The sequence below is a fragment of the Brevundimonas sp. genome (assembly GCF_016463485.1).
Classification (GTDB): domain Bacteria; phylum Pseudomonadota; class Alphaproteobacteria; order Caulobacterales; family Caulobacteraceae; genus Brevundimonas.
In genome coordinates, this window is the sequence record NZ_JAEMRD010000049.1 from 1 (window position 1) to 21,735 (window position 21,735).

General features: G+C 69.5%; 20 protein-coding genes. 5 read left to right on the plus strand and 15 right to left on the minus strand.

What is annotated here, in order from left to right; all coding sequences use genetic code 11:
• The 8 genes from JHC99_RS09040 to JHC99_RS09075 form a co-directional block, all read right to left on the minus strand.
• Positions 1-1,054, minus strand: a 1,054-nt coding sequence (locus JHC99_RS09040; protein WP_292153533.1) for a UvrD-helicase domain-containing protein, incomplete at its 3' end; no start/stop codon positions are given.
• Positions 1,051-4,170 (minus strand): double-strand break repair protein AddB, encoded by a 3,120-nt coding sequence (addB, locus tag JHC99_RS09045; protein ID WP_292153535.1) that lies wholly within the window; start codon positions 4,168-4,170, stop codon positions 1,051-1,053. The genes JHC99_RS09040 and addB, both read right to left, overlap by 4 nt.
• Positions 4,167-4,922, minus strand: coding sequence for a nucleotidyltransferase family protein (locus JHC99_RS09050; RefSeq protein ID WP_366927756.1), 756 nt, complete (start codon positions 4,920-4,922; stop codon positions 4,167-4,169). The genes addB and JHC99_RS09050 overlap by 4 nt, the downstream gene beginning before the upstream one ends.
• Entirely contained in the window at positions 4,919-6,016 is a 1,098-nt protein-coding gene (gene amgK, locus JHC99_RS09055; protein WP_292153537.1) for an N-acetylmuramate/N-acetylglucosamine kinase AmgK, read from the minus strand. The genes JHC99_RS09050 and amgK overlap by 4 nt, the downstream gene beginning before the upstream one ends.
• Complete coding sequence (gene tsaE / locus JHC99_RS09060; protein ID WP_292153539.1) at positions 6,000-6,485, minus strand: tRNA (adenosine(37)-N6)-threonylcarbamoyltransferase complex ATPase subunit type 1 TsaE; 486 nt, start codon at positions 6,483-6,485, stop codon at positions 6,000-6,002. The genes amgK and tsaE overlap by 17 nt, the downstream gene beginning before the upstream one ends.
• Entirely contained in the window at positions 6,482-7,336 is an 855-nt protein-coding gene (locus JHC99_RS09065; RefSeq protein WP_292153540.1) for a 1-acyl-sn-glycerol-3-phosphate acyltransferase, read from the minus strand. Before JHC99_RS09065 ends, tsaE begins: the two co-directional genes overlap by 4 nt.
• 38 nt (positions 7,337-7,374) lie before the next feature.
• A complete protein-coding gene (locus JHC99_RS09070; RefSeq protein ID WP_292153542.1) occupies positions 7,375-7,761 on the minus strand; it encodes a type II toxin-antitoxin system VapC family toxin in 387 nt (128 codons plus the stop codon).
• Positions 7,758-8,024, minus strand: a complete 267-nt coding sequence (locus tag JHC99_RS09075) for a type II toxin-antitoxin system Phd/YefM family antitoxin (protein WP_292153544.1) — start codon at positions 8,022-8,024, stop codon at positions 7,758-7,760. Before JHC99_RS09075 ends, JHC99_RS09070 begins: the two co-directional genes overlap by 4 nt.
• 111 nt (positions 8,025-8,135) lie before the next feature.
• Between JHC99_RS09075 and JHC99_RS09080 the strand changes: the two genes are divergently transcribed.
• Entirely contained in the window at positions 8,136-10,259 is a 2,124-nt protein-coding gene (locus JHC99_RS09080) for a S9 family peptidase (RefSeq protein ID WP_292153546.1), read from the plus strand.
• A gap of 75 nt (positions 10,260-10,334) precedes the next feature.
• On the opposite strand, the gene JHC99_RS09085 is transcribed toward JHC99_RS09080, so the two are convergent.
• A complete protein-coding gene (locus JHC99_RS09085; protein ID WP_292153548.1) occupies positions 10,335-10,643 on the minus strand; it encodes a hypothetical protein in 309 nt (102 codons plus the stop codon).
• Between the two features lie 228 nt (positions 10,644-10,871).
• Here JHC99_RS09085 and JHC99_RS09090 point away from each other — a divergent pair, with 228 nt between their 5' ends.
• Both JHC99_RS09090 and JHC99_RS09095 read left to right on the plus strand, forming a co-directional pair.
• Positions 10,872-12,923, plus strand: coding sequence for an AsmA family protein (locus JHC99_RS09090; protein WP_292153550.1), 2,052 nt, complete (start codon positions 10,872-10,874; stop codon positions 12,921-12,923).
• 72 nt (positions 12,924-12,995) lie between these two features.
• Positions 12,996-13,871, plus strand: coding sequence for an alpha/beta hydrolase (locus JHC99_RS09095; RefSeq protein WP_292153551.1), 876 nt, complete (start codon positions 12,996-12,998; stop codon positions 13,869-13,871).
• A 7-nt stretch (positions 13,872-13,878) separates the two neighbouring features.
• Here the strand turns inward: JHC99_RS09095 and JHC99_RS09100 are convergent, their stop codons facing one another.
• The 6 genes from JHC99_RS09100 to JHC99_RS09125 all read right to left on the minus strand — a co-directional run bounded on the left by JHC99_RS09100 (position 13,879) and on the right by JHC99_RS09125 (position 19,926).
• The gene (locus JHC99_RS09100) at positions 13,879-15,252 is read right to left on the minus strand and encodes a sulfite reductase subunit alpha (RefSeq protein WP_292153553.1); all 1,374 of its coding nucleotides are present in this window, start codon (positions 15,250-15,252) and stop codon (positions 13,879-13,881) included.
• Complete coding sequence (locus JHC99_RS09105; RefSeq protein WP_292153555.1) at positions 15,249-16,280, minus strand: FAD:protein FMN transferase; 1,032 nt, start codon at positions 16,278-16,280, stop codon at positions 15,249-15,251. The genes JHC99_RS09100 and JHC99_RS09105 overlap by 4 nt, the downstream gene beginning before the upstream one ends.
• Before the next feature lie 113 nt (positions 16,281-16,393).
• Positions 16,394-17,224 (minus strand): DUF4198 domain-containing protein, encoded by an 831-nt coding sequence (locus JHC99_RS09110; protein WP_292153556.1) that lies wholly within the window; start codon positions 17,222-17,224, stop codon positions 16,394-16,396.
• A 12-nt stretch (positions 17,225-17,236) separates the two neighbouring features.
• Complete coding sequence (locus tag JHC99_RS09115) at positions 17,237-17,755, minus strand: DUF2271 domain-containing protein (RefSeq protein WP_292153558.1); 519 nt, start codon at positions 17,753-17,755, stop codon at positions 17,237-17,239.
• Positions 17,756-17,776: 21 nt separating this feature from the next.
• Positions 17,777-18,454, minus strand: a complete 678-nt coding sequence (locus tag JHC99_RS09120) for a PepSY-associated TM helix domain-containing protein (RefSeq protein ID WP_292153560.1) — start codon at positions 18,452-18,454, stop codon at positions 17,777-17,779.
• Positions 18,455-18,528: 74 nt separating this feature from the next.
• The gene (locus JHC99_RS09125) at positions 18,529-19,926 is read right to left on the minus strand and encodes a Mur ligase family protein (protein ID WP_292153562.1); all 1,398 of its coding nucleotides are present in this window, start codon (positions 19,924-19,926) and stop codon (positions 18,529-18,531) included.
• 65 nt (positions 19,927-19,991) lie between these two features.
• On the opposite strand from JHC99_RS09125, the gene JHC99_RS09130 reads away from it, so the two are divergent.
• On the plus strand, positions 19,992-20,822 hold the full coding sequence (locus tag JHC99_RS09130) for an LD-carboxypeptidase (protein ID WP_292153563.1): 831 nt from the start codon (positions 19,992-19,994) through the stop codon (positions 20,820-20,822).
• A gap of 61 nt (positions 20,823-20,883) precedes the next feature.
• The coding region (locus JHC99_RS09135; protein ID WP_292153565.1) for a DUF2125 domain-containing protein at positions 20,884-21,735 on the plus strand (852 nt) is incomplete at its 3' end.

Genomic DNA, 21,735 nt, shown 5'->3' on the forward strand with positions numbered 1-21,735 from the left:
CCTTGGCCTGGTCGTAGAGGGCGCCGTGGGCCTGGGCCAGGGTCAGGACGTGGACCGTGTCCTCGGCGACGCGCGCCTTGCGGACCGCGCCCAGGGTGGCGACCACCTTGTCCTGCATCCGGGTCAGCCAGTCGCGCGCATGGGGCGGGGCGCTCTTGGTCGCCATGGATTTGCGCGGCGACCCGCCGGTCAGGAAGACGGAGGCGACCTCTGTGAAGGTCCATTCGGCGGCCCACATCCGGTCGGCGCAGGCCTGGTCGGTGACGGAGCCGGTCGACATGGCCTCGGCGATCTCAACCCACTCGTCGCGGTCCAGCCAGCGCATGAAATCGGCCTGAAGCCCGGCCAGGTCCGTGTCCGGATCGGCCCCGGTCAGGTCGTGGGGCGAGGGGCAGCGGCCGTCGGCGACGCGGGCGACATAGTCGATCAGCCGGACACGGTCCTGCTCGACCCTGGCCAGCAGGGCCTCGAACGACGCCCAGTCCAGCTCGACCGCGAAATGGGCATAGGCGCGGCCGATGGGCCCGTCCTCGTCCTTCAGCACCTCGCGGGCCAGTTCCTCGCGCGCGCTGTGCGACAGGGCGGCCGCCGCCTGGTCCTCCAGCACGGTGAACCCGGGCGTCACCCCGGCCTCCAGCGGGAACCGCCGCAGCAGCTTTTCGCAGAAGGCGTGCAGGGTCTGGATCTTCAGCCCGCCCGGCGTCTCCAGAGCCTTGGCGAACAGCCGACGCGCCTTGGACAGGTCTGGATCGGGCCTTCCGCCGACCAGATCGGCCAGATTCTGTTCCAGATCGCGATCGTCCATGACCGCCCATTCGCCCAGCCGGTCATACAGCCGGGCCTGCATCTCGGCGGCGGCGGCCTTGGTATAGGTGACGCAAAGGATTTCGCCCGGCTGGACCTCCTCAAGCAGCAGCCGCGCCACCCGGTCGACCAGGGTCGAGGTCTTGCCCGATCCGGCGTTGGCGGTGACGAAGACCGACTGACGCGGGTCGGCCGCCATCCGCTGGTGCGGGTCGGGCAGGATGCGGACGCCGGGGGAAGGGGTGCTCATGTCTCGCCCTCGTCGCCGACGACGTGCCATTCCCAGACGCGGGCCAGATGGTCGTAGTTGCCGCCGAAATTGCCCATGAACTGCGGCGCGACCCAGCTGAGGTAAGGCGTCGAGGGGCTGTCGAACCGCGCCACGCGGGCTTTCAGGCCTTCCAGCGCCGCCCGCGACCATTCCGCCGCCTCGGCACCCTCGGTGATGATCTTCTGCTCGCCCGCGACCTTGCGTCCGACGACGCGGACATAGGTCAGCTCCTCAGGCTCGACGGGCCCCGAGGTCGCGAAGCCGGCTTCGGCCAGGACGGCGCCCGTCAGAGTCAGCTGCGGCGCGAACCCGGTGCGGACCTGTTTGGCCGAGGGCGGCAGGCCGGTCTTGAAGTCGAGCACGGCGGCGCCCGACGACGACAGCTCGATCCGGTCGGCCTTGGCGGTCAGGGTGAAGGGACCGGCAGGGGCGTCGAAGGTGTGGGCCACCGTCTGTTCGACGTGGATGTCGATACCCCGGGCGCGACGGCGGAGCTCGAACCCGGCCAGCCAGCGCGCACAGTTGCGGGCCATGGGCGTCTCGCGCGCCATGGCGGCGTCCTCGAAGCCGTGGTGGCCCAGTTCCTCGTGCAACAGATCGCGGATCGCGCCCTCGCAGTCGTCGGGCAGGACGTCGGGCCAGGACAGGGTCAGCCGCTCGACCGCCTGGTGAACCGCCTGTCCCCGCGCCAGGGCCTCGGCCGACTGACCGGGCCGGTCCATCTGGCGCAGGTTCAGCACATAGCGGGCATAGACGGCATAGGGGTCGCGGACCCAGCGTTCGACCCCGGTAACCGGCAGCTTGCGCGGCCGGCGCTCGACCGGCGGACGCGGCGCGGGGCGTTTCGCATAGGCCGGGATGCGGTTCTGGGGCGCATCCAGGGCGCGGGCCAGGTCGGGCCAGGCGGTCGGGCGGGCGATCTTGACGGGCACCGCCTCGGTGTGCGCTCCGCGCGTCAGCATCTCCAAGCGCCACAGCCAGCGCGACTTGACCGCCGGCTGGCCACCGCGTCGCTCGACATGGACCAGGATCGCTTCGTCGGCACAGGCCGCCTGGACGAAGTCCTGGGCGGTCTGGCCCAGGCGACGCTCGGGCGGGGGCAGGCCCAGGGTCTTGCGCATCGGGCGCGACAGGAAGGGATCGGTCGGTGCCGGGCCGGGCCAGACGCCTTCTTCCAGACCGGCCAGGATCATCCGGTCAGCGCGAACCAGCCGCGCCTCGATGGCCCCCAGAATGCGCAGGTTGGGATGGGTCGCCCCCCCGGTGCGGATCGTGGTCTCGGCCAACAGGCCCGCGACCAGTTCGACCAGGTCGTCGGGGCTGACGGCGCCGAGCGCGGCACCCCCCTCGATCAAGCCGGTCAGCAGGGCGGCGGCGGCCTCTCCGTCCGTGCCCGCCCAGGCGTTCTGGCCGGCCAGGGCCTCGATCAGGGTGGTCAGGGCGGTGGCGGCGACATCCAGCGGTGCGCGGGCGTGCCGGCCGGGAGGCGTGAAGACCGCGCAGGCGGCCTCCGACCGACGCTGCAGTCGATCGACCAGGGCATTGGCGAGGGCCAGGCGGGCCAGACGAGCCTCCGACGGGGCCTTGCCGCCGTCGTGGGGCCGGCCCGCCTTCTCCAGCCGAGCGTGAACCTGAGCCCAGCGGCGCAGGCGGGAACCACGCAGAGCGTATCGTTCCAGCGTCACGGCGGCCCCGGCGACATCGCCGTCGCCGAGATCGATGCGGACCAGCGGATGTTTGAGCAGGGCCAGCAGGGTCTGGGGCTTGAGCGGGTCGGCGATCCAGCGGGCGGCGAGATCGACCAGCACCCCCGCCGACGACCGCGACAGGGGCGCGCCGGATGAGTTGTCGGGCACGATCCCCCACCGCTCCAGCCGGGCAGCGACGCGGCGGCCCAGCGCCAGGTCGGGGGTGACGAGGGCACAGGTCCGGGCCTTGCCGTCCGGGCGGGGCGTCTCCAACGTCTCGCGCATCATCAGGGCCAGGGTCTGGGCAGCGTCCTCCTCGGTGCGCAGGGTCAGGACCGACAGGCCCTCCAGACCGAGGGCGATGGGGTCGGCGCCGGTCAGGGGCGCGGCCTCTTTGCGGATACGGGCGATCTCGACGCGCCAGTCGGCCGTGGCGTTGGCGGGGCGCAGGGCCTCGTTGATCAGGCGCTGACGGGCGAGACCTCTCGCACGTACGGCCGGGACGAGGGGCGGCTCGAACCACGGGCGCACGTCTTCGCGCGGGACACCGTGTCGGTCGAGCAGCCGCCACAGCGCGTTCTGGGGGTGCTGTTCCTCCTCGCCCAGGCCTGCCCAGACGGCGGGGTCCAGATCGAGATCGAGGCCGGGCAGGACGACGCAGCCCATCGGCGCGCGCGCCACGGCCCCCAGAACATCGGCGGCGGCCGGCGCCGAGCCGGTCGATCCGGCGGCGATGACGGGACCCTGAGGCGGATGCTTGTCCCAGCGCTCGGCCAGCAGACGCAGCAGTCGGGCGCGACGATCGGCGGGGTCGATCAGCCCCAGTTCGGCCAGCCGCCGGGGCCAGGCCTCGACCGCCAGCGACAGGAAGTCCGCCGAGGTGCGCCAGTGTTCGGCCAGGTCCGCCTCGACCAGCCCCCGGATGCCCGACAGGTCCGAAACCTCCTCGATCTGGCAGGAATCCAGAAACCCGGCCAGGGCGTCGGCCAGTTCCAGCGCGCGCAACGGGCCGAAATGGGCGGGTCGGTCCTCGTATTCGCCGTGCAGTTCGGTCGCGATCATCCGCGCCATCTCGAACCGGCGGGTCAGCGGCGCGATGGCGGGGGGCAGGTCGAGGCCCAGTTCGCCCGGCGCGAACGGCGGTTCGTCCTCCTCCAGATCGCCGAGCGGCCGGACCTGGGGCAGCAGGACGGGCCGGTCCCCGCTGAGCCGCGACAGGGCGTCGCCGAAGGCTCGTGCGGCGCGCCGGTTGGGCAGCAGGATGATGGCGTCCGACAGGGTCTCGGGCGGCGCGTCGCCGAGCCAGTCGAGGACGCCTGCGGCCAGATCATCGAGGAAGGGCCGGTGCGACGGGATGGCCCGCCAGCGTGGACCCGACCCCTGAAACGGATTGAAGCGTTCGGTCACGCCGACGCGGCCAGACGCGCCTCGGCGGCGTCGCGGGCACCGGGATCGCCGACGTGCATCCAGTCGCCCTCCATGACAAACCCATGGAGACGCCCCTCGGCCGCCCAGCCGCCCCAAAGGCCGCCGCCCGCCGGGAAAAGCCCGAACTCGGTCTCCGGGTAGGCATAGATCGGCCGGGGATCGACGATGTGGACGCCCATATAGTTGAACGGCGCGGTCGCGGCCCCCGCCGCGCGCCTTCCCGTCAGGCACCCCTGGTCATCCATCAGGAAGTCACCGGGCCCGTCGAGACCCGAGGTCCGCCCGGCGCGGGCCAGCATCAGCCGGCACGTCGCCCGGTCAGGATCGAAACCGTCGCACAGGTCGCGGATGGCGTGGGCCGGCGGTTCGCCGTCCTCGATCCAGACGCTGTCGATATTGACCACCACGATCGGCGAATCGCCCAGCAGGTCCGCCGCCGCCTTGATCCCGCCGCCGGTCTCCAGCGGCAGGGTATGATCGCGCTCGTCCGAGACGACGATCTCCAGATCGCCACGCCAGGCCTTCAGATGGTCGATCAGCCGGTCGGCGAACGCATGGACGTTGACGACGGCGCGCTGCACCCCCGCATGGGCCAGCCGGTCCAGATTGTGGTCGATCAGGGCCTTGCCGCCGACCTCGATCAGGGCCTTGGAGCGATCGTCGGTCAGGGGCCGCATCCGGGTGCCGAGCCCGGCGGCCAGGACCATGGCGGTGGTCGGAACGGCGGTCACGCGCGCGCCTCCACCGGCACGTAGCGGTCGAACCAGGCGGCGACCGTCTCCAGCCCCGGCTGTTTCAGGTTCGCATTAAGATGCGCCCACATCCGGGGCATGAACTGTCGGTACCTCGGCTTGCCGTCACGCACGATCAGCCGGGCGAAGATGCCCAGGATCCGCGCCTCGTTCAGCGCCGCCAGCCCGGCGTAGGACCGCATGAAGTCCATGCGATCCACCTGGGGCCGCAGGGCGAAATAGTGATCCAGCGCCTTGGCCTCCAGGGCCGGCGAGACATCACGGCGCGCGTCCTGAAGCAGGGAGTGGAGGTCCCAGGACGGATGGGCGCGCACCGCGTCCTGGAAATCGATCATGCCGACACGGGCCGGGCCGTCGCGGTTCGGCAGCCAGATCAGGTTCTCGGCATGATAGTCCCTGTGAGCCATCACGGTGGCCCCTGCCTCACCGGCCTCGACCACCGGGGCCCAGGCCTCGCGCCAGTCGGCAATGGCAGCGGCGTCGAACGCCAGCCTGGAGTCCAGCTTGGGCATCCACTCAACGAACAGGTCGGCCCCACCCTGAAGCGCGGTCGCGTCATAGGTCTGAAGCGGCCAGTCCCCACCGGGTCCGCTCAGGACATCGGGCGTCGGCGCGTCGTGCAGGGCGGCCAAAGCCTCGACGGCGGCCAGATACAGCGGGGTCTCGTCCTGACCCATCTCGATCACGCTGGCGAACAGGGCGTCGCCGAAATCCTCGAGCACGGCCAGGCCGGCGTGGGCGTCCAGGGCCGGCATCGCAGGCGCTGACAGGCCGACCGACCTCAGGTGGGCGGCGACGGCGGCGAAGGCGTCGATCCGACCGGCCGACAGGCGGGCGACCGCGTTCCATCCGGCGGCGTGACGCTGTTCCGGCGTCCAGCCGGGGTCACACGGTGGGCTCTCGGCCGAGGCCGCCTGGTCCATCAGCATCAGCGACCGGCCATCGGCGGAGGTCAGCCGCTCATAGCGCCGCGTCGAGGCGTCGCCGGGCAGGGGCGCGCGCATGGCGTCGGCCAGCCCGGCCGAGGCCAGGAAGGCCAGCCTTTGCTCTTCGCGATCATCCCGTGATGTCATCGCGCCTCGTCTCCCACGTCCCTGCGACAGAAACGGTCGCAACCCTGCCCGCGCCGTCTTCCGCCCCCCCATCCTGGGACAGGGTGATACACAACAGATTGGTCCCCGCGATCCAGGAAACGTCCTCGCCCAGACGTTCCGGCCATTCGATCAGGACCGCACCGTCCTCCAGTGCCTCGTCCAGCCCGATCTCGAACGCCTCTTCCGGCCGGGTCAGGCGATACAGGTCGAAATGGGCGACGGGGGGTGAGGTCTCGTAGAACTGCACCAGGGTGAAGGTCGGCGACGGCACGTCCTCGTCGGGTCGGGTCAGGGCCCGGATCAGGCCGCGCGCCAGGGTCGATTTGCCCATGCCGAGCGGGCCGTACAGCAGGACGGCGTCCCCGCCCCTTAGCAGGGGCGCAATCTGCGCGCCCAGCGCCGTGGTGGCCTCGGCGTCGGCCAAGGCGATGCGGATGTCCGCGCTCATGCGAAATCGGCGTCCGGCTGGGTCGGCAGTACCCGTTCGGTGAAGGCCTTCAACGCGTAGGTCGCGCGGGTCGCGTCGATATCGAGCCGGGTCGGTGAGATCGGCTTGCCGACGGCAAGGCGAAAGGCCTGCTTTCGCTTGTTCAGAAGCTCGTGAAACAGGGTGATGTCGCGCAGTTCCTGCGACACCCGGTCGAACAGGTGGAACAGCCGCGATGTCGGCCCCGCGACATGGATCGGCACGACCGGAGCGCCGTACTTCCGCGCCATCGACGCGGCGGTCGAGGCCCATTCGGGATCGGTCAGGGAGCCGTCGCGCGACACCCGCGCCAACCGCCCGGCCGGGAACATGACGATGCATCTCTCGGCCTCGAAGGCGGCGCGGGCGGCGTCCAGGGTGGCGCGGGTCTTCTCGCGCGTACGCTTCTCGACCACCCATTCGACCGGGATGACGATCTCGTTCAGCCGGGCAGAAACCCTTAGCGCATCGGCGTTGGCGAAGAAAACGGCGTCGGAGCGGCGGGTCTTGATCGCATCATAGACGGCGACCCCGTCGGCGATGCCGGTCGGGTGGTTGCAGACCACGACACACCGGCCGGTCGGGGGTATGCGGTCGAGGTTCAGGGTCGAGACCTTCAGGTCCAGCAAATCCGACATGTGATCGAACGCCGCCTGTCCCGAAAGGCCGGCCACCCCGTCGGCCATCCGCCGCGCGGCCTTGTAGTTCAGCAGCCTGTAGAGAAACGGCCGCACGATCGGCCAGGCGATCGACCGCGTGAGCCGTGGCGCGCGCTCGGCGATCAGCACGTCGCAGATATGGGGCTGTCTGACGGTGGGGGCGGCCGATTCCATGCCCTGCGCTTGTCGCCGGATCGGGGCCGGGGGGCAAGCTACCAGAGGCGGGCGACGCCGAAGCCGTCGAAGAGTTTCTCGTTCGAGACCAGGGTCATGTCGTTGAGCAAGGCCTGGGCGATCAACATCCGGTCGAAGGGGTCGCGGTGCGGATTGAGCATGGCCCCCGCCAGCCTCGCCTCGCCCGGCGAAATCGACAGGGCCAGGAACCCTTCCGCCATGACATCCGAGTCGAAGTTCCGCGCCAACCGGGCGGCGGACGGCAGTTTTCCAATCCGGTGTTTCTGAGCGATCTCGAAGGCCGACACGGCGCTGACCCAGATGTCGTTGGCCGGATCGCGGATGGCGGCATCCGCTTCGCGGCTAAGTTCTACGCTGTCATCCAGCCACCATACCAGGGCGTGGGTGTCGAGGAGCAGCCTCACCCTTCGGAACCACGCCCTTCCCACAGCCGAAGCTCGTCCTCCGGCAGGGGGTCGAAGAAGCTGTCGTCCAGAGCGACCAATCCTTTCAACCGGCCGGGAACGCGGGGAGCGCGGGGAACAGGCGACGGCGCGGGGGCGTCGATCGGCACGAGCCTGGCTGCGGGGACCGATCCGCGCGCGATCACCACCTCCTCGCCGCGTTCGGCGGCGGCGATCAGGGCGGACAGGTGGGTCTTGGCGTGATGGACGGTGACGGTGGTCATCGGCGGCGCTCCTTGGACCCACATCTTAGCTAAGTTCACTTCTGGCGACAACTTTCGCCTCGCAGGCGACGGTGCTACGCCATCGCCAACAGTTCAGTGAGGACACCCCCCATGCGTTACCGTTCGCTACTTTCCGGCCCCCTCCTTTGCAGTGTAGCCGCTCTCGCCCTGATCGCGAGCGCCCCCGCCGCCCTGGCCCAGGCGGCCAATCCGGGCCAACCCCTGACGCCGGCACCGGCCGCACCCGCCGTGCCCAACGCCTTCACCTATCAGGACATGATCTCGGCCAACCGGCTGGGCGATCCGCAGGTGTCGGCGGACGGCAAATGGCTGGTCTATTCGGTGACGACCACCGACGTGGCGGCCAACCGGCGTGCGGGCAGCCTGTGGATCAAGGATTTGTCGGCGGACGGCGAGCCGCGGCGGCTGGCCATCTCGGACGGTGGGGCCAACACGGCGCGCTGGGGGTCGGACGGCAAGCTGTATTTCCTGTCGGGACGCTCGGGGACCAGCCAGGTGTGGCGCGCCAATGCCGACGGGACGGGCGCGACCCAGGTCACGACACTGGCGCTCGACGTCAACGCCTATCGTCTGAGCCCCGACGCCTCCCAGGTCGTGGTGTCCCTGGCCGTCTTCCCCGACTGCGTCGACATCGCCTGCACGGTGGAGCGGACCAAGGCGGTCGACGAGGACAAGGCGACGGGCCAGGTCTATGACCGGATGTTCGTGCGCCACTGGGACACCTGGGCCGACGGCACCCAGAATCATCTGTTCGTGGTGCCCACGTCCGGCGGCGACCCGGTCTGGGTGACCAAGGGCTTCGACGGCGACACCCCGTCCAAGCCGTTCGGCGACGAGAGCGAGTTCGCCTTCACTCCCGACGGATCGGGCATCGTCTTCTCGGCGCGCGAGGCCGGCAAGTCCGAGCCGTGGAGCACCAATTTCGACCTCTACAAGGTCTCGACCGCAGCACCCGGTCAGTTGACCAATCTGACCCAGGCCAATGACGCCTGGGACACCGGGCCGGTCTTCTCGCCGGATGGCGGGACCCTGGCCTATCGGGCCATGGCGCGGCCGGGCTTCGAGGCCGATCGCTGGCAGATCATGCTGATGGACGTGGCGACGGGCCGGACCCGCAAGGTCGCCGAACGCTGGGACCGGTCGGCCGACAGCCTGCAATGGTCGAAGGACGGCCAGACCCTGTATGTCGTCGCCGGTGACGTCGGCCAGACGCGGCTGTTCTCGATACCGGTCGAGGGCGGCGGGGGCCCCGTTCCGATCACCGGCCCCGGCCACGTCTCGGCCTTCGTCCAGACGCCCTCCGGCTTCGTCTTCGCCCAGGACAGCTTGACGCGACCCAGCGAATTGTTCGCCAAGACCTTCCTCGGTCGCGAAATGCCCCTGCCCCTGACCAATGTGAACCCGCAGCTGGACGGCAAGGCGTTCGGCGAGGCCGAGCAGTTCAGCTTCAAGGGCTGGAACAACGAAGAGGTACACGCCTATGTCATCAAGCCGGCCGGTTACATCGAGGGGCGCAAATACCCGGTCGCCTTCCTGATCCACGGCGGACCCCAGGGGTCGTTCGGCAACGGCTGGTCCTATCGCTGGAACCCGGAAACCTATGCCGGCGCGGGCTATGCGGTGGTGATGATCGATTTCCACGGCTCGACCGGCTACGGCCAGGCCTTCACCGACGCGATCAGCCAGCACTGGGGTGACCGGCCGCTGGAGGACCTGCAGAAGGGTTGGGCGGCGGCCCAGGCGCGATACAGCTTCCTGGACGGCGACAACGCCTGCGCTCTCGGCGCGTCATACGGCGGCTACATGATCAACTGGATCGCCGGGAAATGGTCCGACGAATTCAAATGCCTGGTCAACCACGACGGCGTCTTCGACATCAACGGCATGGCCTACGGCACCGAGGAGCTGTGGTTCACCGAGTGGGAGTACGGCGGCACCCAGTACGACAACCCGCGCGGCTATGATCGCTTCAACCCGATCAACCACGTCAAGGACTGGGAGACGCCGATGCTGGTGGTCCAGGGCGACCGCGACTTCCGCATCCCCACGTCACAGGGTCTGTCGACCTTCACCGCCCTGCAACGGCGCGGCATCGAGAGCCGGCTGGTGGTCTTCCCTGACGAGAACCACTGGGTGCTGAAACCCGCCAACAGCCTGCAATGGCACAATGAGGTGTTCGGCTGGCTGGACCGCCACCTGAGCCCCGCCGAGTAACGGGCATCATCGCTGAAAAAGGAAAAGGCCGCGGTGCGAACCGCGGCCTTTTTGCTGTCCGGAAAGCGGGGCCGATCAGCGCGCGGCGGCGTAGCTCGACATGGCCTGGACCAGACGGCCGTGCTCGCGCGCGGTCATGCAGCGCGGAGCCGACCATTGCTGGCCGGTGGCGCGGGCCGACAGGACCTGGTCGGCGGTCACGAAGACCGGGCGCTGGCCGTGTTCGCGGCGGAAGGCGCTGACGGTCGCGGGCGTGGCGTCGCACATCATCACCACGCGCTGCGGGGTCGGCGTGTGGGCGGTCCGGGCGTCACCGGCAAAGGCGGGGGCCGCCGAGGCCAGGATCAGGGCGGCGACGGTCGTGATGGCGGTCATCGTGTTCATTTTTTTTGGCTCCTCCCGGCACGAGAATACGTCTGGGTTCGGAGGATAATGCGCCGATCCTCGCTTCTGTAAAGATGGCGCGACAGGAAAATGACACGTAGACGACATTTGCTCCTGTCACGGAGCGTTAATGAAGGGCGGCCGGCGGAATCTTCACAGACCGTGGCGCCACATGCGAGCATCGCGCGTTGAAGGGGGTCGCACCGGAACCCGCGCTTGCCAAACCGAATGATTTCAAGGCTGAAGGATGCGCTGTCGTGGGACCGCCTGCGCACACGCGCCCTCGTTCCGGCGGGTACCAGGGCCGGCGAATGGCGCGATTGGGTCAAGGCCAACGACCCGGTCTACACCAGTTTCGGCCGCCCCGGCCTGACAGAAAAAGTCGCAGGCGGCATCTTCCTCGTTCTGGTCGCGGCCATCGTGATCTTCCTGCTGGTGTTCGACTGGAACTGGCTGCGCGGGCCGATCGGGCGGTGGGCCTCGGTGAAGTATGATCGCGAGGTCGCCCTTCAGGGCGATCTGGACGTCCGACTGTTCAGCTGGACGCCGTCCGTGATCGTCAACGACCTCAAATTCGGCGGGCCGACCTGGTCCAGGGATACCGACACCGCCAACGTCGGACGCATCGAGGCGTCGGTGCGGCTGCGCAAGCTGCTGGGCGGTCAGATCGAGATGCCGCTGCTGGCCATCGACCGGGCCGAGGTCAATCTGATCGCGACCGAGGACGGCAAACAGAGCTGGGATCTCGAGCCCGACAAGCCTGATGACGGCGAGGGTGCCAGACTGCCGGTGATCCAGCGTCTGGTCATCTCCGGCGGCCATATCGTTGTGGATGAGCGCAAGCGCGGCCTCACCCTGGACGCCACGGTCAATGCCCGCGAGACGGCGAATGACGGCGATGCCGGGTTCGTGCTGGACGGCAAGGGCGCGATCAATCGCTCGCCCCTGACGCTGCGCATCGAGGGCGGCCCCTTCATTAACATCCGCAAGGATCGGCCCTATCATTTCACCGCCGATCTGGCCGGTGCGAGGTCGCGTCTGACGGCCGACGGTTCGGTGACCCGGCCGTTCGACCTGGGTCAGGTCCAGGCGACACTGACCCTGCAAGGCCAGGATCTGGCGGATCTTTATCAGCTGGTGGGCATCGCCCTGCCCAACACCCCGCGCTACCGCATCTCCGGCGCATTGAAGCGCGACGACAGTCACTGGACCTTCAACGACGTCTCCGGCCGTGTCGGGGCCTCGGACCTGTCGGGCGACATTTCCGTGGAGACCCAGGGCCGGCTCAAGGTCGAGGCCCGGCTGGCGTCGCAGCGGCTGGACATCAACGACCTCACGGCCATCCTGGGCGCGAAGACCCAGACCACCGCCTCGGGCGACAACACCACGACCGTATCCTCCGGCGTGCCGGGCAAGCTGCTGCCCGACGCGACCCTTGCCGTGGATCGCCTGCGTTCCATGGATGGAACCCTGACCTACCGGGCGGCCTCGGTGAAGGCCAACGACCTGGACATCCGGGCCGTGCGGCTGGGCGCCGATCTGGAGGCGGGTGTCCTGAACCTCGATCCGGTCGCCTTCACCTTCAATCGCGGCTCGCTGAACGGTACGGCGCGGATCAATGCGACGCGCGACACCCCTTATTCCGCCATCGACTTCCGGCTGTCGGGCTATCCGTTGCAGTCGATCGTGCCCGCCGCGAACGGGTCCAGCCCGATCAGCGGCCTGGCGCTCGGCCGTGCGCGGCTGGAGGGGCCGGGGGCCTCGATCCACAGGTTCGCGGCGAATTCGAAGGGGTCGATCAGCCTGGTCGTCCCGAACGGCGAGATGCGCTCGGCCTTCGCCGAACTGCTCGGCGTCAACGCCTCGGCCGGCCTGCTCAGACTGCTACGGGGCGATCAGGGCAGGTCTCCGATCCGCTGCGCCGTCGCCGACTTCAACGTCTCGGGCGGTGTGGCCCGGGCCCAAACCCTGGTCATCGACACCGACGTCGTCCTGGCCAAGGGGTCCGGCACGATCAACCTGGGTGAAGAGACCCTGAATCTGCGCATCGACGGCGAGTCCAAGAAGCCGCGCCTGCTGCGCCTGTGGACCCCGATCAACATCACCGGCCCGCTGACCAAACCGCGCATCGGCGTCGATGTCAGCCAGGTGGTGGCGCAAGGCGGGCTGACGGCCATCCTGGGGGCGGTGGTGGCGCCGGTCGCGGCCCTGTTCGCCTTCGTCGATCCGGGTCTGGCCGAGGACGCCAACTGCGGCGCCCTGATCGCCGGCGCACGATGACCGAAGAGACGATTGAGCCGAACGGCCGGTTCGTGCGTATCTGATCGCATCGCTGTCGGATTTCAGGATTCCATGACCCGTAGAGGTATCTTCGCCGGCCTCGGCGCCGTGTCGCTGGGCGGGCTGGTGGCGGCCTGTTCGCCGCTGGGCATGCTCAACACCCTGGGCCCCCGGGACCGGGGCGTGCGTCGGATCGCGCGCGACCTTAGCTACGGCGACGATCCGCGCCAGAGGTTCGACCTCTACGGTCCCGACTGGCGGCCGGGCGAGCCTCTGCGGCCGGTCGTGGTCTTCTTCTATGGCGGCGGCTGGGATTCGGGCTCGCGGTCCTTGTACGGCTGGGCGGCCCAGGCGCTTGCGGCGCGCGGCTTCGTCGTGGCCCTGCCCGACTACCGGATCGTGCCCAATGTGGTCTTCCCGACCTTCATCGAGGACGCGGCGGCCGCGACGGCCAAGGTCGCCGACGTCGTGGGTCAGTACGGCGGCGACGCCGACCGCCTGGCTGTCGCAGGCCATTCGGCGGGCGCGCACCTGGCCATGATGATCGCCCTGGACCGCCGCTACATGTCCGCCGTCGGCAAGCCGGACCTGATCAGGGCGGCGGCGGGGCTGGCGGGCCCCTATGAGTTCCTGCCGTTCGACGTGCCGGCCTCGGTCAACGCCTTCGGCCGCGCGCCGGACCCGACCCTGACCCAGCCGGTCACCTTCGTGCGCGCCGACGCCCCGCCCCTGTGGCTGGGACACGGCACGGCCGACACCGTGGTCCACGACGAGGACACCGTCATCCTGAACCAGCGGATGCACGACGTCGGCGGTCGGTCAGAGGCGAAACTCTATCCCGGCCTGGACCACGCCGACCTGATCGCGACCTTCTCGCCCCTGTTCCGGAAAAAGGCCCCGGTGCTGGACGACGTCTCGGCCTTCCTGCACCGCGAACTGGGCAGCTGACCGACGGTCAGTAGATGTCGCGCCGGTATCGTCCGTCTTCGGACAGGGCGATCAGGGTCTCGCTGCCCAGGGCCCGCTCCAGCGCCGCATGAACGCCCGTCGCCATGCCCTCCAGACTGCCGCAGACATAGACGGCTGCGCCGCGACCCACCCAGGCCCGCACTTCATCGGCAAACTCGTCAATCAGGGCCTGGACATAGCGGCCATCGTTGGCGTCGCGCGAGTAGGTCCGGTCCAGCCGCGTCAGCCGCCCCTCGGCCAGCCAGGCCTGCAGATCGTCGTCGAAGAAGGCGTCATGTTCGCGGCTGCGCTCACCGAACATCAGCCAGGACTCTCCCGAACCGACCGGCCGCTCGACCAGATGCGCCCGAAGGCCCGCGATGCCGGTCCCGTTGCCGATCAGGATGATCGCCGTCTTCGCCTGCGGCCCGTGGAAGCCGCTATTCGTCCGTATACGGATCGGCACCTCGCCGCCGACCGCGACGGTCCGCGACAGCCACCCGGACGCCAGCCCCGGCGTCCCGTCCGGATGGCTCATCAACCGCACCAGCAGCTCCAGCCCCCCTTCTGACGCCAGGGAGGCGATCGAATAGTCGCGCGCCGCAAGCGAGGCCCCACCGTCCGGCCCCGGCACGCCGATCTCGGCGATGTCCCCCGCCCGCCAGTCCGGCAGGTCTTCGACCGGGACCAGTCTCAGCCGCCAGGCCTCGCCGCCCGGTCCATCGGCGTTGATCAGGGTCCGGCTCTCCAGCCGCCAAGGCTGATAGGCCGCCGGGGTCCAGTCGGCCGCGGCGTTCGATCCGGTCAGGGCGTTCAACTGATGCTGCCACTGGCGGATGGCGTCCGGATCGCCGTCGTCGACCTCGACCATATCGAACAGGGGTTCGGCCCCCGACCGCTTCAGCCATCCGTCCACCGCATGGGCGAACCCGCAATAGTCGCGGTAGTTCCGGTCCCCCAGCGCCAGCATTCCGTAGGTCAGGTCGGGCAGAGGCGTCGCCTCGCCCATCACCCGGCGCACCACGCGGGCCGCGCTGTCGGGCGCATCGCCCTCGCCGGTGGTGGCCACCACGAACAGGGCCCGCCGCGCCGCCTTCAGCATGGCCAGGTCCAGTTCGGCGAACGAGACCACCATGGCCGTCTCGCCGGCCTCCGTCAAAGCCCGCGCCGTCATTCGCGCCAGGTCCTCGGCCATCCCCGTCTGGCTGGCGAAGGCCACCACGGTCGCGCCGTTCCCGGCCGAAGAGGCCAATCCATCTGCGCGCGCACGCCCGACTGTCCGTGTACGGATTACGCCCGCTATGGTGATCAGGGTGAGCAGTAACCACAGAACGACCGCCGCGCCCGCTGCGGCCCAGTGAACGGGATCGGTCGTAGTCACTGGATCGTCACCGGCCCGGTCGTCACCGCCCCGCTGGTTGCCGCCTCGTCCGTATCAACCAGCATGGCGGCGAACAGCGGGGTCATCCGCTCGATCGCCCCGCGCGGCGTCCGTTCGATGAAATGCGCCGCCAGTCCGAAGGCCTCGGCGAACTCCGGCCCCTCATACGGCCCCATGACGGTCAGGGCGGTGGCAAAGGCGTCGGCCTTCATCGCGCTGGGATGCACGACCGTCACCGAGGCCAGGCCGTTGTCGATCGGCCGGCCCGTGCGGTTGTCCAGGGTGTGGGAATAGCGCCGATCACCGTGGACGAAGGCCCGGCGATAGTCGCCCGAGGTCGCCATGGCCACATCGACCATGGCCATCAGCGTGCGCGGCGAGGGGCTGCCCGGCGGCTGTTCGATCTCGACCCACCAGGGCTGTCCGTCCGGCTTGACGCCGCGCCCGCGCAGCTCGCCGCCGATCTCGACCAGATGCGATGTGGCCCCCAGCGCGGTCAGCCGCTCCGAGACCCGGTCCACCGCATGGCCCTTGGCGATGCCCGAGAAATCCAGCCGCATCCCGCCGACCTGCATGGCCCCACGCGCCTCGCGGTTCATCCGCAGGCCCTGCCAGCCGCCCAGGGCCTGGGCAGCGACGATCTCGTCCTCGGTCGGAATGGGGCTGTCGGCCGGGCGCGGACCGCCGGGCCCGAACCCCCAAAGGTCGACGAGGGCCCCCAAGGTCGGATCGACCGCGCCATTGGTGTCGTCGGCGATCTCCATCGACGCCTCCAGCACGGTCCAGAATGTGGACGACAGGGCCCAAAGACCGGGAGGCGCGGCGTTGAACCGGCTGATCTCGCTGGTGGGCTCCCACGGGCTGAAGGTCGCCACCACGATGTCCAGCTCGGCCTGGACGGCTCCTTGCGTCGCGGTCGCATCGGCGCCCGGCGGGGCGATGACGCGGGCGGACCAGGTCGTGCCCATGCTCTCGCCGCCCATGACCCAGACGATGTCCGACGGCGGCTGAACCGGCGGCTCGGCCATCGGCGGGATCAGGACGCGGGTCTCCGCCCCCCCCTGTACTGATCCTACCTCGCCGGACGCGGCTTCGCCCCCGCCGAGAAAGACCGGCGGAGGCGCGCCCTTTGATCCCTGGCTCAGGGCAGGACCTCGAACACGGCGACATAGGAGGCCGAGGCCACCGGCGGGCCTCCGCGTCCCATGCCTTCGGGAGCCGGGCCGCCCGCGCGCCAGGCGGTGTTGATCCAGTACATTCCGGCCTCGGGCCAGGTGACGGTGAATTTGCCCTCGGCGTCGGTCTTGACCGTCATTTCGTCGGGGTTGTCGCGATAGCGGATGCCGCCGCGTGCGATGGTAACCTCGGTGTCGGCCATCGGCTGGTTCTCGCGGATCAGCTGGAAGGTCGCGGCCTCACCGGCGACCACGTCGGTCGGATGGGTGACGGGCACCAGTTCAATGCCCACGCCGGTCGGCTGGAACACGGTCGTGGTCGGCTCGCCCAGGGTGGCGAAGGTCTCGATCCGGTTGGCGAACGGGGCACCGACCACGTCGGTCGCACCCGCCGGCACATTGGCCGCCATCTCGGCGGCGGGCCCGCGCCAGCGGCCGGGCGTGCCGTTCAGCGTCCAGGTCACCATCATCCCGGCCGAGGCATTGGCGATCTTGTAGGTGCCGGGCTGGGTCAGGTGGATGTCGAAGGTCGAGCGGTATTGACCCTGCATCAGATGTTCGGGCGCGACGGTCGAACCGTCCGGCGCCGTCACCTTGACGTTGTCGAACCGCATGGCGGCGTGGTCGGCGACGAACACCTGGTTGGAGATACCGCCGTCGATGCCGATCCAGGCGTCGGCCCCCGAAAGCACGGTCGAGGACGGCAGGATCCACCGGCGGTGGGCCTGGGCCGACAGGGGCGCGGCGAGGGCGGCCATCAGGGCGATGGCGGCGGCGGCGGTCTTGAAGCGGGTCATATCGGGCCCTCCTTAACGGGTGACGGTGACGGAAACGGCGCCGAGCTCGGTCGCGCCCCGGGCGGAGCCGGTGTTGGCCGCGCCCCAGCGGAAGGGCACGCGGACGGATTCGCGACCGCCCAGCTCGCGGGCCGCCTCGACGACGATATTGTACTGACCGGCCGGCAGACCGCTCAGACGGGCACCCGGAACGGTCACCGTCTGGCGGCCCGGCGCGCGCGTCGCGCCCGAGACGCCGTCGGCGGGCATGGTCATGGCGCGGCCGCCCTTGCGCCACCAGGTCCGGATATCCTTCAGCCAGTCCTTGCCGTCGCCCTCGCTGTTGCGGGTCTGCTGGTACCAGACGGCCAGGGTCCGCACCGCGCTCTGGTCCTGACGCTCGATCCAGATCGCGACATAGGGCCGGTGATAGGAGGCGCTGTTGATGCGCGGCAGCTCGACCGACACGCTCAGATCGGCGGCCGAGGCGGACGTCGCGACCAGGCCGGTGGCCAGGGTGGCTGTCGTGAGGGCGAGGGGGAGCAGTTTCATCTGTGTACGGACTCTAGGCGTTCAGTGAATGAAGATCAGGGCGATCACGACGGGGATCAGCAGCCCCAGCCCGACCAGCGGCCAGGTCGAGGGCCGACTGCGCGAATGCAGCCACAGCAGGATCAGGCCGGTGATCGCGAAGATGATGCAGGCGACGGCGAAGATGTCGTTGAACCAGTACCAGACCGGCCCGGCGTTCCGCCCCTTGTGCAGGTCGTTGACATAGGCGATCCAGCCCTGGTTCGTGACCTCCATGACCGTCTCGCCGGTCGTCCGGTCGATGGTGATCCAGCCGTCGCCGCCGGGCCGGGGCAGGGCGACATAGACCTCTTCGGGCGTCGTCTCGGTCGGCTTGCCGGCGACGGAGACCTTGAGCGCCTCGGTCGCCCAGCGCGCCACGGCGTCGGGCACGGGATCGGTGGTCTCCTCCGGCATATCGGCCAACCGCGCCACCAGGGGCTCAGGCAGGGTCGCGGTCTGTTCGGTCACCACGGGCTCGGCCTTGATCTGGGCCGCGTGGTTCAGGGTGATGCCGGTGATCGCGAACAGGATCATGCAGGCCAGGCTCAGCCCCGCCGAGATCCAGTGCCAGCTGTGCAGCTGCTTCAGCCAGAAGGCGCGCGCGCGATTCAGGGCCGGAGCCGGAGCCGGGGCTTTCTCGGGCGTCTGGGGGCGCGGGGGGACTGCGGCGTCGGTCACGGGAGGCCTGTGCCATATCTTGCGAACGATTTGCAATACCAACGTCGCCGGTTGGACGTTCCGTCGCGCTTTTCTTATGACTTCAAGCGTTCCAGCAGGTCGGCGGCGAACTCCGACAGGGTGTCGTCCCGCGCCCCCATGACGATGACCCGGTCGCCTGCCTGCGCCAGTTCGACGATCCGGTCGCCGCACGTTGCGCGATCCGGCAACGCCTCCGCCGTCCGCCCCAGGGCCCGCACCCCGGCTGCGATATCCTGCGACCCCACGCTGCGGTCCGTCGTCCCGCCGTAATAGACCGGCTCGGGCATCAGCAGGACGTCGTCCGGCCGCATCAGCCCGGCGAACCCTTGCGTGAACTCGTCCCGCATCAGCTTCAGCGGCCCGAACCCGTGCGGCTGGAACAGGATCAGCAACCGCCCGTCGAAGGCGTGCAGGGTCTTCAGGGTGGCGGCGATCTTGTCGGGGTTGTGGGCGAAGTCGTCGATGACGGTGACCCCGTTCGCCATCCCCACGACCTCCATCCGCCGCTTGATCCCCCCGAAGGTCTCGAGGGCGGCGACGGCCTGGTCGAGGTCCACACCCAACGCCCGCACCGCCCCCAGCGCCGCCAGCGCATTGGCGACATTGTGCGCGCCGGGGACATTGAGGATCGCATTCCGTTCACTTGCCTGATCGGACAGCCTGAACCGCATCCCCGCCGCCAGCGGTTCCAGATCATGCGCCGACAGGTCCGCTTCCGCATTTCCCAGCGAAAACGTGACGACCCGCCCCGCCTCCATCCCCTGCGCCAGGGCCGCCGTCTCGACGTTGTCCAGGTTCAGCACCGCCGTCCCGGCCCGCCCGGTGAAGCCGCCGAACAGGTCGCGCAGCTCCTCCATCGACTTGTGATCCAGCGAGATGTTCGACACCACCGCCACGCTCGGATCATAGCGGGCGATCGATCCGTCCGACTCGTCCACTTCGGCCACGAACAGGTCCGCCGAGCCTACGATTGCGCTGGCGAACGGATGGTCCGCATCGGCGAAGTTCCGCATTACCGCGCCGTTCACGACCGTGGGCTCGCGCCCGGCCTGCGACAGGATCCAGGCGATCATGCCGGTGATGGTCGACTTGCCGCTGGTCCCCGCCACTCCGACCGAGGTCGGGGCCGCATTGAACAGCCGGCTCAACAGCTGTGGCCGCGTCACGATCGTCGCCCCCGCCCGCCGGGCCGCGCCGATGTCGGGCACTGTGTCCTCGACGGCTCCGGTCGCGACCACGATCTGGTCGCTGCGAGTCACCCCTGACCCGTCCTGGGGATGCAGGATCACGCCGTGCGCCCGCAGCCAGTCGAACTTGGCCGGGGTTCGCCCCTGGTCCAGCGCCCGGTCGGACCCCTCGATCCGACCCCCTTGAGCCTGCACGATCATCGCCAGCGGCAGCATCCCCGACCCGCCGATACCGCAGAAGAAATAGGACGCGTCTTGATTCATGTCGGCGAAACCGGGAAGGCTGAGAGCCGCCCTGACTAGCACGGGCGAGGACCGAGACCAGCCGCATGATGGCCAACAGCTTCAAGATCGGCGTCGTCTGCGTGTCTTCGCGCTTCGATCCGGCGCGGGCCGAGGCGGTCAAGGCCTGGGTGGCCGAACACCATCCCGACGGCGATGTCGCCATCACCTTCCACCCCGCCTGCTTCATGAAGCACGGCCATTTCGCCGGGGACGACCGGGCGCGGGCCGAGAGCTTCCTCGACTACGCCAACGACCCGCGCTTCGACGCCGTCTGGTTCGCGCGCGGCGGTTACGGCTCGTGCCGGATGGTCGAGGCGGTCCTGCCGCACCTGAACGACGTGGCCCGCAAGAAACGCTACCTCGGCTATTCCGACGTCGGCACCCTGCTGGCCGGGATGTACAAGGCGGGGTTCGAGCACGTGGCCCACGGCCCCATGGCCTCCGATTCCGTGCGCCACGACGAGACGGCAAAGGGGGCGCTCGACTGGCTCGTCAACGGCGGCAAGTCCTGGCTGGAGCCGTCGCTGGTCCCCGGCGGCAAGAAGGCCGTCGCCTTCAACCTGACCATCATCGACCAGTTGCTGGGCACGGCTCTGGAGCCCGACCTGACCGACCATGTCCTGATGATCGAGGAGGTGGGCGAGGCGCTCTACCGGATCGACCGGATGATGTTCCACCTGACCGGCCAGGCCTCGATGAAGAAACTCGCCGGCATCCGCCTGGGTCGCGTCTCCGACATCACCTACAACGAACCCGACTTCGGCCTGACGCCCGAGGAGATCGTCCGCTACTGGTGCGCGCGGTCGGGCATTCCGTATCTGGGAGCCGCCGATATCGGCCATGACGGCGGCAACAAGATCGTGCCGTTCGGCTGAGCTTGTGACCATGGCCCATCCAGACCGTGCCTTCGCCTGAATCCTGCGCTATCAGCCCCGCATGACCGTCCAACCTCGTCGTCGCAGTCGCGCCGGGCTTCTGGCCCCCTTCATCCTGGTCCTGATCGCGCTGGCGCTCTGGAGCGTCTGGTGGGTCTATCTGGCCGGACAGGTGCGCGAACGGCTGGAGGCCCAGGTCCAGATCGCCAATCGCGGCGGCTGGGCGGTCGGCTATCAGAAGCTCGATGTCGGCGGCTGGCCCTTCCGCGTGCGGGTCGAGGCCACCGCCCCGACCGTTCGCGCGCCGTCGGGCCACGCCCTGTCGGCCCCCCGGCTGGTGGCCCAGGCCGAGGCCTGGAATCCCGACAAATGGGTCATCGTCGCGCCCGACGGCCTGGCCCTGACCCGCGCTTCCAAGGGCGTCGTCGACATCAAGGCCCCGGCCATCCGCGCCAGCATCCATGGCCTCAGCCAGCGTTGGCCCAATCTGGCGGTCGAACTGGCCCGACCGACCTTCGTGGCCCGCCCCGGTGCCGAGGCCTTCCCGATCTCGGCGGCGAAACAGGTCGAATTCTATTTGCGGCCCCATCTGGCCCCGGCCACCACGCCCGGTGCCGCGACCAGCGTGGACCTGCTGTTCCGCCTCATCGAGGCGCAGGGGCGCACCGGCGGCCCGGTCCGGGGCATGGCCCAGGACGGCACCATGACCGCCCAGATCGAGACCGTCGTCGAACACGCCGACCGCCTGAACGGCCCCGACGCGGCCGGGGTCCTGTCGGCCTGGTCGAAGGCGGGTGGCCGCTTCACCCGGGTGCGCGGCGAGCTTCAGGCCGGCGAGAGCAAGGCGACCCTGTCCAGCGAGGCCCTGTCGGCGCGGGCCGGGCACAAGGTCTCGATCCTCGCGCCGCAGCGC

Excerpts from the sequence above, each read along its gene's own strand:
- amgK (WP_292153537.1), bottom strand. The coding sequence starts at position 6,016 with ATGACATCACGGGATGATCGCGAAGAGCAAAGGCTGGCCTTCCTGGCC.
- tsaE (WP_292153539.1), bottom strand. The coding sequence starts at position 6,485 with ATGAGCGCGGACATCCGCATCGCCTTGGCCGACGCCGAGGCCACCACG.
- JHC99_RS09065 (WP_292153540.1), bottom strand. The coding sequence starts at position 7,336 with ATGGAATCGGCCGCCCCCACCGTCAGACAGCCCCATATCTGCGACGTG.
- JHC99_RS09075 (WP_292153544.1), bottom strand. The coding sequence starts at position 8,024 with ATGACCACCGTCACCGTCCATCACGCCAAGACCCACCTGTCCGCCCTG.
- JHC99_RS09080 (WP_292153546.1), top strand. The coding sequence starts at position 8,136 with ATGCGTTACCGTTCGCTACTTTCCGGCCCCCTCCTTTGCAGTGTAGCC.
- JHC99_RS09085 (WP_292153548.1), bottom strand. The coding sequence starts at position 10,643 with ATGAACACGATGACCGCCATCACGACCGTCGCCGCCCTGATCCTGGCC.
- JHC99_RS09090 (WP_292153550.1), top strand. The coding sequence starts at position 10,872 with ATGATTTCAAGGCTGAAGGATGCGCTGTCGTGGGACCGCCTGCGCACA.
- JHC99_RS09095 (WP_292153551.1), top strand. The coding sequence starts at position 12,996 with ATGACCCGTAGAGGTATCTTCGCCGGCCTCGGCGCCGTGTCGCTGGGC.
- JHC99_RS09105 (WP_292153555.1), bottom strand. The coding sequence starts at position 16,280 with ATGGCCGAGCCGCCGGTTCAGCCGCCGTCGGACATCGTCTGGGTCATG.
- JHC99_RS09110 (WP_292153556.1), bottom strand. The coding sequence starts at position 17,224 with ATGACCCGCTTCAAGACCGCCGCCGCCGCCATCGCCCTGATGGCCGCC.
- JHC99_RS09115 (WP_292153558.1), bottom strand. The coding sequence starts at position 17,755 with ATGAAACTGCTCCCCCTCGCCCTCACGACAGCCACCCTGGCCACCGGC.
- JHC99_RS09125 (WP_292153562.1), bottom strand. The coding sequence starts at position 19,926 with ATGAATCAAGACGCGTCCTATTTCTTCTGCGGTATCGGCGGGTCGGGG.
- JHC99_RS09130 (WP_292153563.1), top strand. The coding sequence starts at position 19,992 with ATGATGGCCAACAGCTTCAAGATCGGCGTCGTCTGCGTGTCTTCGCGC.